This is a genomic window from Pseudofrankia sp. DC12 (genome assembly GCF_000966285.1).
GTDB lineage: Bacteria > Actinomycetota > Actinomycetes > Frankiales > Frankiaceae > Pseudofrankia.
This window is the reverse complement of the sequence record NZ_KQ031391.1, coordinates 3,083,345-3,098,115: the sequence shown is the minus strand read 5'-3', so window position 1 is coordinate 3,098,115 and position 14,771 is coordinate 3,083,345. Positions and strand designations below refer to the sequence as shown.

General features: G+C 73.6%; 12 protein-coding genes and 2 riboswitches. Of the genes, 4 read left to right on the top strand and 8 right to left on the bottom strand.

The window, feature by feature from the left end; genetic code table 11:
• Nucleotides 1–38 precede the first annotated feature (38 nt).
• The 7 genes from purD to fbaA form a co-directional block, all read right to left on the bottom strand.
• Nucleotides 39–1,346 carry a phosphoribosylamine--glycine ligase gene (gene purD, locus FRADC12_RS12290; protein WP_045876746.1) on the bottom strand — a complete coding sequence of 436 codons (1,308 nt, stop codon included), beginning with the start codon at nucleotides 1,344–1,346 and terminating at the stop codon, nucleotides 39–41.
• Between the two features lie 247 nt (nucleotides 1,347–1,593).
• Nucleotides 1,594–2,742 carry a hypothetical protein gene (locus FRADC12_RS12285; RefSeq protein WP_502685246.1) on the bottom strand — a complete coding sequence of 383 codons (1,149 nt, stop codon included), beginning with the start codon at nucleotides 2,740–2,742 and terminating at the stop codon, nucleotides 1,594–1,596.
• A gap of 251 nt (nucleotides 2,743–2,993) precedes the next feature.
• Nucleotides 2,994–4,277 (bottom strand): adenylosuccinate synthase, encoded by a 1,284-nt coding sequence (locus tag FRADC12_RS12280; RefSeq protein WP_045876745.1) that lies wholly within the window; start codon nucleotides 4,275–4,277, stop codon nucleotides 2,994–2,996.
• 140 nt (nucleotides 4,278–4,417) lie between these two features.
• Complete coding sequence (locus FRADC12_RS12275; RefSeq protein ID WP_045879485.1) at nucleotides 4,418–4,849, bottom strand: DUF3151 domain-containing protein; 432 nt, start codon at nucleotides 4,847–4,849, stop codon at nucleotides 4,418–4,420.
• 126 nt (nucleotides 4,850–4,975) lie between these two features.
• Nucleotides 4,976–5,728: a transglycosylase family protein gene (locus FRADC12_RS12270; protein ID WP_045876744.1), complete on the bottom strand. Its 753-nt coding sequence runs from the start codon at nucleotides 5,726–5,728 to the stop codon at nucleotides 4,976–4,978.
• Nucleotide 5,729: 1 nt separating this feature from the next.
• Nucleotides 5,730–5,904: riboswitch (cyclic di-AMP (ydaO/yuaA leader) on the bottom strand.
• A 462-nt stretch (nucleotides 5,905–6,366) separates the two neighbouring features.
• Nucleotides 6,367–7,182 carry a transglycosylase family protein gene (locus tag FRADC12_RS12265; RefSeq protein ID WP_232304153.1) on the bottom strand — a complete coding sequence of 272 codons (816 nt, stop codon included), beginning with the start codon at nucleotides 7,180–7,182 and terminating at the stop codon, nucleotides 6,367–6,369.
• A 39-nt stretch (nucleotides 7,183–7,221) separates the two neighbouring features.
• Nucleotides 7,222–7,407, bottom strand: a riboswitch (cyclic di-AMP (ydaO/yuaA leader).
• Between the two features lie 807 nt (nucleotides 7,408–8,214).
• On the bottom strand, nucleotides 8,215–9,246 hold the full coding sequence (gene fbaA, locus FRADC12_RS12260) for a class II fructose-bisphosphate aldolase (protein ID WP_045876743.1): 1,032 nt from the start codon (nucleotides 9,244–9,246) through the stop codon (nucleotides 8,215–8,217).
• A 412-nt stretch (nucleotides 9,247–9,658) separates the two neighbouring features.
• On the opposite strand from fbaA, the gene FRADC12_RS12255 reads away from it, so the two are divergent.
• From FRADC12_RS12255 to FRADC12_RS12240, 4 genes are all read left to right on the top strand, one after another.
• The gene (locus FRADC12_RS12255; protein WP_045876742.1) at nucleotides 9,659–10,354 is read left to right on the top strand and encodes a DedA family protein; all 696 of its coding nucleotides are present in this window, start codon (nucleotides 9,659–9,661) and stop codon (nucleotides 10,352–10,354) included.
• A gap of 305 nt (nucleotides 10,355–10,659) precedes the next feature.
• Nucleotides 10,660–11,895 carry an NAD-dependent epimerase/dehydratase family protein gene (locus tag FRADC12_RS12250; RefSeq protein WP_045876741.1) on the top strand — a complete coding sequence of 412 codons (1,236 nt, stop codon included), beginning with the start codon at nucleotides 10,660–10,662 and terminating at the stop codon, nucleotides 11,893–11,895.
• 125 nt (nucleotides 11,896–12,020) lie between these two features.
• On the top strand, nucleotides 12,021–12,557 hold the full coding sequence (locus tag FRADC12_RS12245; protein ID WP_045876740.1) for a GNAT family N-acetyltransferase: 537 nt from the start codon (nucleotides 12,021–12,023) through the stop codon (nucleotides 12,555–12,557).
• Nucleotides 12,558–12,966: 409 nt separating this feature from the next.
• The gene (locus tag FRADC12_RS12240; protein WP_045876739.1) at nucleotides 12,967–14,022 is read left to right on the top strand and encodes a nucleotidyltransferase domain-containing protein; all 1,056 of its coding nucleotides are present in this window, start codon (nucleotides 12,967–12,969) and stop codon (nucleotides 14,020–14,022) included.
• 4 nt (nucleotides 14,023–14,026) lie between these two features.
• Here the strand turns inward: FRADC12_RS12240 and FRADC12_RS12235 are convergent, their stop codons facing one another.
• On the bottom strand, nucleotides 14,027–14,758 hold the full coding sequence (locus tag FRADC12_RS12235; RefSeq protein ID WP_157488825.1) for a hypothetical protein: 732 nt from the start codon (nucleotides 14,756–14,758) through the stop codon (nucleotides 14,027–14,029).
• Between the last annotated feature and the right edge of the window lie 13 nt (nucleotides 14,759–14,771).

Below are 14,771 nucleotides of genomic sequence, written 5' to 3'. Positions count from 1 at the left end.
GGCAGTCGGGTGCGCGGGCCGGCCGCCCGGGGGCGGCCCTACCGAGGGCCGCCGGGCTCGTCCGCCGGGCCCGGGACGGGACCGGCCCGGCGGACATCCGCCGCGTGCCGCAGCCGGGCGGGGTCGCCGATGTCGGTCCGGTACTGGGCGCCAGGCAGCGAGATCCGGCTGATGGCTTCGTAAGCCGATCCTCGCGCGGACTCCAGGTTGGAACCGATCGCCGTGACGGACAACACCCGGCCGCCGGCGGAGACCACGTTCCCCTCGGCGTCGCGCCTGGTGCCGGCGTGCAGGACGTCGACACCGGCCAGTTTCCCGGCGGCGGCCAGGCCACGGATCGGGTCGCCCAGCCGCGGCGTGCCCGGGTAGCCGGCGGCGGCCATCACGACGGTGATCGCGGCACCGGAGCGCCAGACCGGAGCGCGCCGGCCGGTCAGCACGTCCGTCAGCGGCGTGGTCAGCAGCGCGAGGATCGCCTGGGTCTCGGGATCGCCGAACCGGACGTTGAACTCGACCACCCGCGGCCCGTGCGCCGTCAGTGCGAGACCCGCGTAGAGCAGGCCGGTGAACGGGGTGCCCCGCCGGGCCAGTTCGGCGACCGTGGGGCGGATCACCGTGGCGACGATGTCCGCGGACAGGCCGCGTGACGCCCAGGGCAGCGGGGTGTAGGCGCCCATCCCGCCGGTGTTCGGCCCGGCGTCGCCGTCGCCGATCCGCTTGTGGTCCTGGGCCGGCAGCAGTGGCGCGACCGTGCCGTCCTCGGCCACGACCGCGAACAGCGAGACCTCCGGGCCGTCCAGGTACTCCTCCAGGACCACCCGGTCGTCCGGCCCGCGAAGGCAGCCGCGGACAGCGGCGACGGCGGCGTCCCGGTCGTCGGTGACCGTCACGCCCTTGCCGGCGGCGAGACCGTCGTACTTCACCACGTAGGGCGGGCCGAAGGCGTCCAGGTCGGCGAGCGCCGGCTCCACCTCGCTGTGGTCGCGCGCGGCCGCCGTCGGGACGCCGGCCGCGCGCATCACGTCCTTGGCGAACGCCTTGCTGCCCTCCAGCCGGGCCGCGGCACCCGACGGCCCGAAGACCGGCAGGCCGCGGGCGCGCAGCTCGTCGGCGACCCCGGCGACCAGCGGGACCTCGGGCCCGACGATGGTCAGCTCGGCCCGGGCCTCCTCGGCGAGAGCGGCGACGGCGTCGGGGTTGGCCACGTCCAGCGGGCGGGGCTCCGCGATGTCCGCGGTGCCCGCGTTGCCGGGGGCGCAGACGAGCGAGCCGACCCGGGGGTCGCGGGTGAGCGCGCGGCACAGCGCGTGCTCACGGCCGCCCGAGCCGACGACGAGAACCCTCATGCCCACGCCGTCACCCCGTCGGCGCAGCCGGAGCCCGGCCGGCGTGCGGCGGGTGGTCGCGGGCTGCCCTGGGCGTCGTGGCGCGTCATCGGTCCGTCGGTCCTTTGCCTGTCGCGGTGTCCCCGGGGGATGGGTGGGGCCCGGGTCGCGCTGACGAGCGAGGCTCCGGCCCGGCCGCACCTTACCCGCCCGGGCCGCCAGGCATGCGGCAAAGGCGGTCGCTCTCGACGTACTGGCTTGTGGCGTGTCAGAGCCCGACACCTGCGCGCCATAGCAGGCGGGCCATGCCGTCGACGAGATGCAGGGCGCAGCGGCGGGCGTCGACCTCCGCCATGCCCTCGACGATCGACGGGGCGTCCACCGGCCAGACCCGGACCTGCCGGCCGAGCCCGTTCAGCGGGGACGGGTCCTCGCGCCCCTCGAAGGTCCGGCCGCCGGGCTCGACGAACAGGTGCAGCGACCGGCCGGCCGACGGGAAGCTCTCGCACCGCCAGTACAGCAGCGGCCAGGCCATCAGCTGGTCACGGCCGTGCCGGCGGGTGGGGGCCGGCCCGCCGCTGGCGGAGTCCCGGCCGCCGCGGCGGGACCGGCCCGACCGGTCCGCGTCGGCGCGCCCCGGGCGCCCGGCCCGGTCGGGGCCGGACCGATGCCCCCGGTCGGCCTCGGCGCCGCGCCGGCCCAGCGGACGGGTCGTCGGGGCGTCGGCCGGGTCCGGCAGGCCGATCCGGGTGGCTCGCACCACATTGGGCCGGCCCCGCCGTGGCACGGCGGCCAGGGCCGGATCGCCCGGTGGGTCGGTCGGCAGCGCCGCCCGGGGCCGTCCCTCACCGCGGTGGCGGGCCAGCCGCGGCACGTCGCGCACCACCCGCAGCGTGACCGGCGGGACCAGCTCGGCCTCGGCGCACAGCTCCAGGAAGGCGGCGAGCTGCGCCTCGACGTGCGCGGCGATGGCCGCCGAGCGCTCCCGGCGCAGCGTCTCCACCCGCTGCGCGCTGCGCACCCAGTGGCTGCCGCGCAGCAGGACGTCGGTGAGCGCGTCGGGCAGCGCCTCGCCGCTCGGCGAGAAGCCCACCTTCCAGGCGTCGGCGTCCCGAGCCGGATCGGCGTCGCCGAGGCGATGGGCGCGGTAGTCGCCCGCCGCGGAGCGCCGCCACGGCTGGTCGTCGGCCGCGGTGACCTCGCCGCGCAGGGCTGGGCCTCGGCGGACGACGACCGCGCCGGTGCCGCCGGGTGAGGCCGGGGCCTCGGGGGCCGGCCCGAACTCGGCGGCGGACGGCGGCCCCGGCTGGTCGGGCGCCGGCGCGAAGCTGTCCTCCCTGCGGGCCTCCGGCGGTCCCGGTGGTTCGGCCCGGGATGCAGACGGCTCCTCAGACGGGCGGGCGACCAACCGATCCACCTCCCGGCACTACGCAACGTGACCAGCGAAGCGTTACGCCTAGCGGCCAACCCTGCAAGGCGATCAGCCGGAACCGGCGCTTGCGCGCCTTCGGCTGTTCGCCGCTTCGGGCGCTTAGCGCCCTCGCCTACGTGAATCGAGGCCGGCGGACGAGCTACGGGGGTGGGCTAATCCAGGGTTCAGAACTGGGTTGCGTTGCGCTGTCGGGTCGCGGGCTGGGTTGCGTTGCGTGGTCTGGTCGTCGGCGTGGTCTAGAGGAGGTCGCGCAGGACGAGGGTCTGGTCTCGGCCGGGGCCTACGCCGATCGCGGAGATCGGCGCGCCGGACATCTCCTCCAGGGCGCGCACGTAGTCCCGCGCCTCGGGGGGCAGCTGGTCGAACGACGTGGCCTCGGAGATGTCCTCGTGCCAGCCGGGGAACTCCTCGTAGATCGGCTTGGCGTGGTGGAACTCGGTCTGGGTCATCGGCATCTCGGCCATCCGGGTGCCACCGACGTCATAGGCCACGCAGACCGGAACCGTGTCGAAGCCGGAGAGCACGTCGAGCTTCGTCAGGAACAGGTCGGTCAGGCCGTTGACCCGCACGGCGTACCGGGCGATGACGGCGTCGTACCAACCGGTGCGCCGGGCGCGGCCGGTGGTGACGCCGAACTCGCCGCCGATGCGGCGCAGCTCGTCGCCGACCTTGTCGTCCAGCTCGGTCGGGAACGGGCCGGAGCCGACCCGGGTCGTGTACGCCTTGATGATCCCGATTACGCGGCTGATCCTCGTCGGCCCGATGCCCGCGCCGGTGGCCGCGCCGCCGGCGGTCGGGTTCGACGAGGTGACGAACGGGTAGGTGCCGTGGTCGACGTCCAGCAGGGTGCCCTGCGAGCCCTCCAACAGGACCACCTTGCCGGCGCGCAGCGCGGTGTCCAGGACGAGGCCGGTGTCGGCGATGTGCGGCCCGAGCTGGCTCGCGTAGTCCAGGTACTCGGCGACGACCGCGTCGACCTCGATCTGGCGGCGGTTGTAGACCTTGGCCAGCACCTGGTTCTTCTCACGCAGCGCCAGCTCCAGCTTCTGGCGCAGGATGCCGGGGTCGAGCAGGTCCTGCACCCGGATGCCGGTGCGCGCGACCTTGTCTCCGTAGGCGGGGCCGATGCCGCGGCCAGTCGTGCCGATCCGGGCCTTGCCGAGGTAACGCTCGGTCACCCGGTCGAGGGCCCGGTGGTGCGGCATGATCAGGTGCGCGCTGGCGCTGATCAGCAGCCGGGACGTGTCGATGCCCCGCGCGCGCAGGCCGGCCATCTCGGCCAGCAGCACGCCGGGGTCGATCACCACGCCGTTGCCGATCACAGGGACGCAGCCGGGGCGCAGGATTCCGCTGGGGATGAGGTGCAGGGCGTACTTCTCGGCGCCGATGACTACGGTGTGACCCGCATTGTTGCCACCCTGGTAGCGCACGACGTAGTCGACGGCGCCGCCCAGCAGGTCGGTCGCCTTTCCCTTACCCTCGTCGCCCCACTGGGCTCCGATCAGGACAAGCGTAGGCACGTGGCGAGACTCTACTAAGAATCGACCTGGTCGAGCTCACGCTTCTGATCGCCACGACGTGCGCCGACGCCTGGACCGGCCCTCAGCCCGCCCGGGACCGACCTGCCGGGCCGCCCGAAAGGGCCGCGCGAGCGCTGGTGTCAGGGGGCGAGCGGGCCGAGCTGGCCGGGTGCTGCCGGGTCGCAGTCGACCAGGAAGGCCCGGATCCGCGTCACCTCGTCGGTCTCGCCGATGGCGTCGGCGGACCGGCCGAGCGCGGCCAGCGCGCGCAGGAAGCCGCGGTTCGGCTCATGTGACCACGGGACCGGCCCGTGGCCGCGCCAGCCGGACCGGCGCAGCACGTCCAGCCCGCGGTGGTAGCCCGTTCGCGCGTAGGCGTAGGCCTCGACGACGCGGCCGCCATCGAGCGCCCCCTCGGCGAGGGCCGCCCAAGCGGCACTCGACGTGGGGAACTCGGCCGCGACGTCGGCGGCGGCCTTGCCGGCGGCCAGCGCGTCGGCGCCGGCCTCGGTCGGCAGCAGCGTGGCCGGCGGCCCGCCAAGCAGGTCCGGCCGTCCGGAGGTAGAGGTCATGGGCCAACCGTAGTGGACCCGGGCGATCAACGACGCCAGCCCCGTCCGCACGGCGGATGAGCCTGCGCCGGCAGGGGGCCGGTCGGGGAAGCCTCGTCCCGCCCGGGACGGGCGGTGGAGCGCGGACTAGCCGGTGACCGTCGCGTTCCAGAGGTTCTCGCCGACGACGCCGGGCTGGCCGTCGCTGACCTTGGTGAGGTACGAGTACAGCGCCGCGACACCCTGGGACTGGGCGCCGAACTTGCCGTCGACCGCGAGGGCGAAGCCCTGGTCGTGCATCTGGTTCTGCCAGACGTACGCGTCGGCGCGGACCTTGTTCGCGTCGGCGGCGGAGATCGTGCCGTGGAAGCCCGAGGCCTGGACCTCCGCCTCGGCCTTGTCGAGCGTCATCGCCGGCTCGGCCGGCTGGAGTGCCTGCTGGAGAGAGCCGCCGGAAGCCGACGACGAGACCCCGATCGGGCCGTTGCTGGACAAGCCGAGCTTGCGCGAGCAGGCGGGCCACGGCGACCAGCCGCGCGAGTTGTAGAGGCGGTAGGCCGCCTCGTCCTGCACGGCGGGAGCGGCCTGGTCCGGCCGGCCCGAGTAGCCGAGGCCCTGCCAGGTCCGCAGGTCGAACTGGTACGCGCCGTAGAAGCCGTTGCCGGTGTTGATCGAGTAGTTGCCGCCGGACTCGCACTGGCGCAGGCGGGCGAAGTCGTCCGGGGTCGCGGCGCCGGCGGGCATCGCGGTGACCGCGAGGCCGCTGCCGACGAGCGCGGTGACCGCGCCGGTGGTGCGCAGCACCCGCACGGTCGTGGACGGGCCCTGCGGCTGGGCGCGGTGACGGCCCCCGGTTCTGCGCTCGGCGGGCCGGGTCTGGCCCGTCTGCTCAGACGGCATGTCCGATCCTTCCCTGCGCCTGCGGGGTGAGCTGTCGGGTTCGGGCTGGGAATGCCCGGCCGGCTCCCCCGTGCTCTCGCGAGCCCGGATGGCCGGCTACACCCCAAGGACGTGACTGCCGCCGCGTCCGAAAGTGGGTCCCCCGCTCCTGCCGAACGGATCAGCGCCCTTGGATCAGGGACGGCGTACATGCGGGTGGGGCAGGATTCGGCGTCCGCCCGCACGACTCGCCCAGGACAGACGAGTAGCTCCGGACTGTAGCGAGTCGGGCGTCAAGCCCGCAAACCGGGCTCCTCTTGACATCGGGAGCCGGCCGGGTCATGAGCCGTGAACCGGGGCCGTCCGTTGCGGCGGACGGCCCCGGTTCACGGATGGTCCGGCGACCCTGGCCGGAGCGGGAGCAGGGCTGTGGCCGCCCCGCCTCCGGCTGGCCGCCGGCTGGGTGGGGATCGGCCGGATCCCGGCCTGACGAAGGCCCACGACCGGTTGGGGGGCCGGTCGGGCGAGTGGGCTCCGCGCTGCCGGTGCCTCGGCCTCTGGCGCCGTGCCGGACCGGGCGGGGACCTCGCCGCCGGACCTCGGAGCGGGCAAGGGGCCGGCTGTCCGGGCCGGGTCAGGCGGGCGAGGGTGTACCGGGGCTAGGCGAAGGTCGCGGCCCAGGTCCGCGGGCCGACGACGCCGTCGACGGCCAGGCCCTTCGCGGCCTGCAGCTGCCGGGCCGCGGCCGCGGACACCGGGCCGTAGTGGCCGTCGGCGGCGAGCGGGTAGCCGATCGCGTTCATCCGCTCCTGCCAGTGGGCGACGTCGGCGCGGTACTGGCCGACGAGAGCCGTCGTGAACGGCAGCTGGGCCGTCGTCGACGTGATCGCCTGAGCGACGAGAGGAGTTCTGGCCGCCGACCGGGAGGCCTGGGGCACGTCGGACGCGCTGGCTCCCGGAGCGAGCTGGTCCGCGCCCATACCGCGGCCACAGAGCGGCCACTGGCCAAATCCAGAACGTTGCGCCAACCGCAGCGCGGCCTCGTCCTGAACCGCCGTTGGCGCGTCACTCGGCAGTCCTGAATATCCCAGGCTCGCCCAGGTCCCGGCCGAGAACTGGTACGCGCCGTAGTAACCGTTGCCGGTATTGACGGAATAGTTTCCGCCGGACTCGCACTGGCGAAGCTGCGCCCACGTTGAAGAGGCGCTGGCGGGTGTGGCCACGGCAATTGCGCCGCCTACTGCCGCCACGATTACCGGCACCGCGGCGATGCCTTGGCGTATCCGGCGGGTTGGGTGTGCCAATGCCCGTCGGGGATCCTTGCGGATCGGCGGGGCCGAACGGTGTGGCCGGTCTGTGCCATCGCCTCCGTGGGAGGGCGCCGGCCGGTGGTGCCTCGTGCTGGTGTCTCGCACGCTTGCGTTGCCGGCTGGTACGCGGCAGGCCTTCGACGGGGCGCAGTGCCCGCCGGACATGGGATGTCGGCCAGGGTTACGTGCTTCGGACATGGGTGATTGCCCTTTCCCCACGCCTGCGAGGTGAGCTGTCGGGTTCGGGCTGGGAAGAGAATGGCCCGGCCGAATGACGTGTCCTTTTGTGTCCTCGAAAGCGCCTGGAACGCGCGCTCTCGACGACTGCGGAAGTCAGTCGGCTTCACCCCTAGGACGCCCTGGTGGGCTGGGCCCAGGCGCGGCACTCATGTGGCCGCGCGGGCGGATGCCCGATTCTTCCAGGATCTCTGGGTACGGCGTCCGGAGTCGGTTCCCCCGTTCCTGCCACTGGGTTCAAAACACATCGGGGCGGGGGCAGGATTCGGCGTGCCGCCCGATGGGTGCCTGACCTGTCGCCTGGCACGGCGAAGACCATAACCACATTCCTCGGCGTGGCGACAAGCATTGAATAGGACACGTGAAAAAGGACACACCCGCGTGTCGGTGCTTGAGGCCGGTCTCTGGCGGTGTTAACGCGCGCGTACGCGCGCTCATCTATTCCTATCGGGGCTGCCAACGGTGTGTCGGCGCCCGGAGCGGAACATCGGGGACCTGCTGAATTCGTCCCGGAACGACCTGGATGGACCGGGATCGCGGGGCACCTCACAACTGCGTGGTCCGCTCGTCGCGCCGGGAAAACAAACCTACGACTCTGCCGCCCGACACGTCCGTTCGGCGCGCCGGTGGCCGAATTGCGATCCTGGGCACATCCGCACCGAACATCCCGGTCCGTACGGCAGGTAGTTGTCTGATTGCGCGCTGCTGAGCGGCGACCTGGCCGAACGACCCCGTCCGGCGGGCGCGTGGCTCGTTGGTGGTCCATCGCCGTGGCTCGCAGTGGTCTGGCCCGAGACTGTCAGTGAAGTGTCCTTAGACACATCGGGGCCGCCCCGAAGGGCGGCCCCGATGACGAAGGTCCGGCGCGGTGCCGAGCCGGCGGCCAGCCCGGTCCTGGCCGGGCCGTGGCGACGGGCTGGCCGGGCCGCGGTGGCGGTCTGGCCGGGCCGCGGTGGCGGGCTAGCCGATCGCGGTGCCGGCGGACCGGAGGTCCTCGCACGCCTGGAGCACGCGCTTGGCCATGTTGGCCTCGGCGGCCTTGCCCCAGGTGCGCGGGTCATAGGTCTTCTTGATGCCGACCTCACCGTCGACCTTCAGTACGCCGTCGTAGTTCTTCAGCATGTGGTCGGCGACCGGCCGGGTGAAGGCGTACTGGGCGTCGGTGTCCACATTCATCTTGACCACGCCGTAGTCGAGTGCCTCGCGGATCTCGGACAGGTCCGAGCCGGAACCGCCGTGGAAGACCAGATCGAACGGCTTCGCCTCGCCAGCCAGACCCAGCTTGCCGGCCACGTACTGCTGGCCGTCACGCAGGATCGCCGGGCGCAGCTTGACGTTGCCGGGCTTGTAGACGCCGTGGACGTTGCCGAAGGTGGCCGCCATCATGTAGCGCCCCTTCTCGCCGGTGCCGAGCACCTCGGCGGTGCGCCACATGTCCTCGGGGGTCGTGTAGAGCTTCTCGTCGATCGCGCCGACGACGCCGTCCTCCTCGCCGCCGACGACGCCGATCTCGAGCTCCAGGATGATGTTCGCGGCGTTGCAGTCCGCGAGCAGCTCCTCGGCGAGCTTGAGGTTCTCCTCCAGCGGCACGGCGGAGCCGTCCCACATGTGCGACTGGAACAGCGGGTCGCGGCCGGCCTTGACCCGTTCCCGCGAGATGGCGACGAGCGGGCGCATGTAGGTGTCGAGCTTGTCCGCCGGGCAGTGGTCGGTGTGCAGGGCGATCTGTACCGGATAGGCCTTCGCGACGTGGTGGGCGAACTCGGCCAGCGCCTCGGCGCCCAGCACCATGTTCTTGATCGTCGGCCCGGACAGGTACTCCGCACCACCCGTGGACACCTGGATGATGCCGTCGCTGCCGGCGTCGGCGAAGCCGCGAAGCGCCGCGTTGAGGGTCTGGGACGAGGTGACGTTGATGGCGGGGTAGGCGAAGGCACCCGCCTTCGCCCGGTCGAGCATCTCGGCGTAGACGTCTGGTGTGGCGATGGGCATCGAAAGCTCCTGTCAAAAGGCGTCGGGCCACCGAGGGGAACGGGCGCGGCAGGCACGCCGAGTGCGCGCCGTCCGCCCACCTGGCCGCGACAGGCCGGCGAAAAGGGCGTGAACCGGGACGAGGCCGTGCGCGCCGCGGGCAGGTGTTGCGCGAAGGGTATGACGTGCGGGCTGCCCGAGGGAGCCCGTTGCCACCCACATCGTGCGTGCCACTCCCGCGTAAGCCCGGAGCCCGGCGGGCGAGTCGCCAGCGGAATGCCGAACGTCGGCCGAAGGAGACATGTCGGCGGAGCCGCCGTGACATGTCGGCGGAGCCGCCGTGACATGTCGGCGGAGCCGAACGGGCATGTCAGTCGAGATGCTGGGGACGTCGCTGACGGTCGCCGGCGCATGGGGACGGCAGACTGAAGGTATGGATGTCCACCATCTATCCGGCCTGACCCTGTATCTCACCGTCTTCGCGATCGTGTTTGTCGAGAGCGGCGTGCCGATCGGGTTCTGGCTCCCGGGAGACGCGATGCTGTTCGCTACCGGGCTGATGGCGGCAGATCCCGCCCACCGGATCTCCTTGCCGGTCCTCGCGGCGGGGGTGACCGTGATGGCCATCGCGGGGGTCTGCCTCGGCTACGTCACCGGGCGCCGGCTCGGGCGCCCCTGGCTGGAGCGGCGGCACCTGAAGGTGCTCGGACGCACAGAGACCTTCTTCGACCGGTTCGGTCCGGTCACGCTGATCGCCGCCCGGTTCGTGCCGTGGGCACGCACCTTCGCCCCGATCCTGGCCGGCGCGGTCCGGATGCCGCCGGCCCGGTTCCTGGCCGCGGCCGCGGTGGGCGCGCTGATCTGGGGCACCGGCATCCCCGCGCTCGGGTACGCGGCGTCGTCCGTCCCCGGCCTCAAGGACGCGACCGGGTGGCTCGCGCCCGCGGTCGTCGTACTGTCTGTCGCCGCAGGCGTGCCCGGCGAGTTGCTGCGCCGCCGGGCCCGTCGGCGCGCCCGGGCGGCGGCCGACTTCGCCGTCACCGTGCCGGCCGACCCCGCTCCCTGGTCCGCCGGATCCGGGCCGGACGACTCGGCGGCGTTCGCCGGCAGCGAGCAGGGCCGGGCCTGACCGCTCCGGACGGTGCCATTGCGCGTCGCGCCAGCGGCGGCGCGGCTCGCCTGGATCGGCGCGCGGCTTCGGCCGGTCTCCGTCCGATCCGCCCTGGATTGGTGGATTACGGGCTGAGTCGGGTGACCGTGGTGCGCCGGGTGGTCGCCGTGGCGGAGATCGAGGTGTGCTGTGATGCTGCAAGCAGGAACGGGGGCTGCTTGCATGCGGAGACTGGTGTAGCCCGCGTGAGGGTGGGTCGGGCCGGTGCCCGGTCCGGGCCCGCGCGGCCTGGCGGCGCTGGCAGGTGATCAGGAGGGCTGACGTTGGCTCGGGTCGTGGTGACTGGCGCCGCGGGGTTCGTCGGCGGCGCGATCGTCCACGCCCTGCGCGGGCGCGGGGACGACGTCGTCGCGCTCGACGTGGCCCGCGGCCCCGGCGTGCACACCGCGGACGTGAGCCGGCCGGGGGATTGGGAGAAGGAGCTCGTCGGCGCCGATCTGGTGGTGCACGCGGCCGCCGTCGGGATGGGTGGGGTCGGTGAGCTGCCGCCGATCCGGGCCGGCCGGCCGGCCGGCGCGTCCCGGGTGCCGGCCGCCCAGATGCGCCAGGTGCTGCTCGGCGGTACGGCGACCGTTCTGGACGCCGCCGCCCGTGGCGGCGCCAGGCGGGTGATCCATCTCTCCTGCGTCTCCGCGCTCGGGCCCGACCTCGCCGACGGCGTCGACGAGACCGCGCCGGTGGGCCTGACCGGCGATCCGCGAGCCGACATGCTGGCCGCTGCCGAGCAGGCCGTGGGCGCCGCGACCGCGTCCGGGCTGCCCGCGACGATCCTGCGGCTGGGCGACGCCTACGGGCCGCGGGCCGGCCGGTGGACGGTCTGGCCGGTGCTGCTGCTGCGCGCGGGCCGGTTCGTCCTGCTCGACGGCGGCACCGGGTGGCTGAACCCCGTGCACATCGACGACGTCGTCGCCGCGGCGATCGCCGCCGCCGGCAGCGAGGCCGCCGTCGGCGAGGTGCTGCACGTGACCGGGCCCGCCCCGGCGACCGTCGCCGAGTTCGTCGGCTGTTACAGCCGGATGCTCGAGCTGCCAGTCCCGCGTTCGGTGCCGGCCCGGGTGTACGGCGCGCTGGACGACGCGGCGCACGCGGTCGGCCGGCTGCGCGGCCGGGTCGAGTCCCGTAGGGCGTCCGGCGAGTCCGAGCCGGCCCGCGGCGGCCGGCCCGGCTCCGGCGGCGAGACCGATCGGGCCGCCGTGCCGGCGGTGGGGGCGGCCGAGCACCCGGACGCGACGGGGCCGTCGACCGGGGCTGTCGCGCTCGGGCTGGTCCGCGGGATCGGAGCCCGGCTGGCGGCCGGGGTCGACCCGCACCAGCGGATGGACCTCGGCCCGCTTGCCGTCGCGGACGTCACGAGGACCGGCCGCCTGGCTGGCGACCGGATCACCGAGGCGACCGGCTGGCGGCCGCGCGTCGACCTCGCCGACGGGATGAGCCGGACCGAGACGTGGTTGCGCGACCGCGGCCTGCTCGGCGTCAACGAGCCGTCCCGGACGCGTTGACCGGCGCGCAGGGTCGACGGCTGTCCACACCTCTTTCTCTGCGGTGCCGCGCGGCCCTCTCCGCGGGCCTGCGCGACCGGATCGTCCGCCGATCGACCGGTCGGGTTCCGTGCTGACGGTGACTCATGGCTGACGACGGACCGACGTTGACCACGCCGCGGCTGCAGGCGCTACCGGTCACGCTGTGGAACGCGGGCTACGTGGCCGAGGAGCTGGCCCGCCAGGTGGCGCTGGCCTCCCGGCCGCTGCCGGGGCTCGGCGTCGGTGGCCTGTTCGCCGGCCCGGACGCGCGTGGGACGGCCGAGCCAGCGGCCCTGCGCCGCGAGCTTCGCCACCGGGCCAGCGCCGGTCGCTCGACACCCACCTGGGTGGTCCGCGACCACGACGGCGGCCCGGTGGGGTTGCTGGGCGCGGACGCCCAGGCCCGACGGGCCGCGGTCGCGGTCGTGATCGACGCGGCCGAGCGGCGGCGCGGCTACGGGGCCGAGATCATCCGTGCGCTGGCCAGCTGGCTGGAGAGCTCTCGCCTCGCGCTGGTGGAGACCCGGCTGCGTACCGACGACCTGGCTGCCGAGCGCCTCGCGCGGGCCACGTCCTTCGAGCCGACGCGGGTGGTGATCGTCGCTGGCTGGCGCGTCTGGTGCCGGCCGCCGCCGCGTTGACGGACAGCCACGACTCACCGAGGGTGACAGTTGGCCAGAGGGGTCCGTATCGGGCCCGCCGCCACTTAGCTAGAACAGAACGTTAGGTGCAATGCTGGTTCTGTCATACTCGCAGGTTGGCCCGCAGCCTTCGGGTGGCGCCTTTGGATGCGGGGCGTGCTGGCCGCTGCTAGGTTGTCGGGAGGCCGACACCGCTTGAGGCTCCGTTTCGACGCCGATGTGTATCTTCTGGTCGCCCGTAGGGTGCCCTGACTGTTCATTCGGTTACGGCTTGGGGCACCATGGGGAATGATGTCGCGGCGGGAGATGACACCCACCATCTCCGGTCCCGGTATCCGCGTCGGTTGGGGACCGGCGTGTGTCCGGGAGGGGAGCCCGACGGTCGGCGCGCTGCGCCGGGGAGGTGCACATGAGCGTCGATACCCCACGCCCGGTCTCGGCCGCGACGCCGCCTGCTGAGGTCACCTACGACCACCTGATCATCCCGCCGCACTGGCGGCGGCCCGAGGACTCGGTGGCCGGCGCCCCGAACCCGCTTTTCCCGTCGGTGGACGGCCCGGCGCACCCGGCGTCTGGCCCGTACCCGATGACGGGCCCGTTGCTCGTCGGCACGACGGCCCGCGCCTTCGTCAAGCTCGACGACATCATCCGGCTGTCCGCCGAGGACAAGGCCGTGATCGACGCGCGGCGCGACGAGGCCGAGCGGGCGCTGCGGGCGATCTTCCCGCCCCGGTGCGCCCTGCCGCTCGTCGGCGTCGCCACGATCGGCTCCGCCGGGCGCGACACGATGATCCGGCCGCTCGACGAGGTCGACATCTTCGCGGTGTTCAGCGCCGCGAACAGCGCCTGGAAGCGGTTCCGCTGGGACTCCCGCGACCTGCTGCTGTGCGTGCGGAACGCGATCGGTGGCGACCGGGTCCAGACGATCGGCACCCGCGGGCAGGCGCTGCGGGTCGTCTACGACACCCCGCCGGACGTCCACCTCGTCCCGGCCTTCGACCACCCGCGCGCGGGCTACGTGATGCCCGACCGGATCGGCGGCTGGCTGCCGACCCGGCCCGAGCGTCACGCCAGCTGGACCGAGGACCTCGGCCCCCGGGTGATCTCAGCGGTCCGGCTGCTGAAGGCGTGGAACCGGGTGTGCGGCAGCCGTCTGCGCTCGTTCCACATCGAGGCGCTGGCCGGGACGGTGCTGGCCGGCCGCGGCCTGAACCCCCGGCAGGCGCTGGCGACCGTGTTCCGGCACATGGACGAGGTCGGCCTCTCGATGACCGACCCCGCGGACGTCGGCGGCGACCTGTCGACCTACCTGCGGCCTGACGACCTCGGCGCACTCGGCGAGTCGGTCCGGATGGCCCGCGCCTACTCGGAGAAGGCCGTTGCCGCCGAGGGTGACGGCCGCCACGAGGAGGCCGTGGCCCTCTGGGCCACCATCTTCGGCCCCGAGTTCCCCACCTTCGGCTAACCCGTCACTGGCTCTTCAGCTTGGCGGCGAGCTGCGCGCTGACGGCCGAGACGAGGGTCTCGTCCGGGGGGCGGCTGGCCGAGAAGAAGGCCACCTCGTTCTCGACCCGGCCCGCGCCGAGGAAGACCACGTCGAGGTAGACGCTCGTCCTGACCCCGGACGAGGTGACCTGGCCGGTGTAGGCGACCCGGGCCAGTGCGCCCGCGGGAACCTGGGCGGTCCGCCAGGTGAGGCTCGCGATCGTGTCGTCCTGGCTGCCCCCCGAACCCGCGGACTGCCCCATCAGCTTCTTGATGCAGCCGTCCAGGCGCGGGTCCGTGAGTTCCTTGAGGTGGGCCGCTCGCTGGGCAGGTGTGACGATCTCCGCGTTGGAGTCCACCGAGGTGATCCGGTCCTGGCTCGTCAGCGTCGGCCCAGTCGCCACCGCCGAGGGTGCGCCGACGTTCTGGCCCATGCAGCCGTCGATGTCCAGGAAGATCGCTTTGTCGTGGCTGGTCGGGTCCCCGGCGCCGGCGGACGACTGGTCCACCGTGAAGGCGGCGGTCTCGGGACCCTGTGTGTAGACGTAGTCCATCGGGTCCAGCTTCGCCGCCGACACGCTGGCCTGGGACGGCGCCGTCGAGTCGGCCTTGGGGTCGTCCCCGGTCGAACAGCCGGCGAGCGCGGCCGAGACCGCCAGCGCGACGGCCGTCACGGTCGCGCGGGCCCTGCGGGAGGTGACGCGGGTTGACAGCATGATCAGTCGACAG

Coding starts and splice junctions, on each gene's coding strand:
- FRADC12_RS12265 (WP_232304153.1), bottom strand. CDS start 7,182: ATGTCCGGCGGGCACTGCGCCCCGTCGAAGGCCTGCCGCGTACCAGCC.
- fbaA (WP_045876743.1), bottom strand. CDS start 9,246: ATGCCCATCGCCACACCAGACGTCTACGCCGAGATGCTCGACCGGGCG.
- FRADC12_RS12235 (WP_157488825.1), bottom strand. CDS start 14,758: ATGCTGTCAACCCGCGTCACCTCCCGCAGGGCCCGCGCGACCGTGACG.
- FRADC12_RS12255 (WP_045876742.1), top strand. CDS start 9,659: ATGGATGTCCACCATCTATCCGGCCTGACCCTGTATCTCACCGTCTTC.
- FRADC12_RS12240 (WP_045876739.1), top strand. CDS start 12,967: ATGAGCGTCGATACCCCACGCCCGGTCTCGGCCGCGACGCCGCCTGCT.
- FRADC12_RS12245 (WP_045876740.1), top strand. CDS start 12,021: ATGGCTGACGACGGACCGACGTTGACCACGCCGCGGCTGCAGGCGCTA.
- purD (WP_045876746.1), bottom strand. CDS start 1,346: ATGAGGGTTCTCGTCGTCGGCTCGGGCGGCCGTGAGCACGCGCTGTGC.
- FRADC12_RS12275 (WP_045879485.1), bottom strand. CDS start 4,849: ATGACCTCTACCTCCGGACGGCCGGACCTGCTTGGCGGGCCGCCGGCC.
- FRADC12_RS12270 (WP_045876744.1), bottom strand. CDS start 5,728: ATGCCGTCTGAGCAGACGGGCCAGACCCGGCCCGCCGAGCGCAGAACC.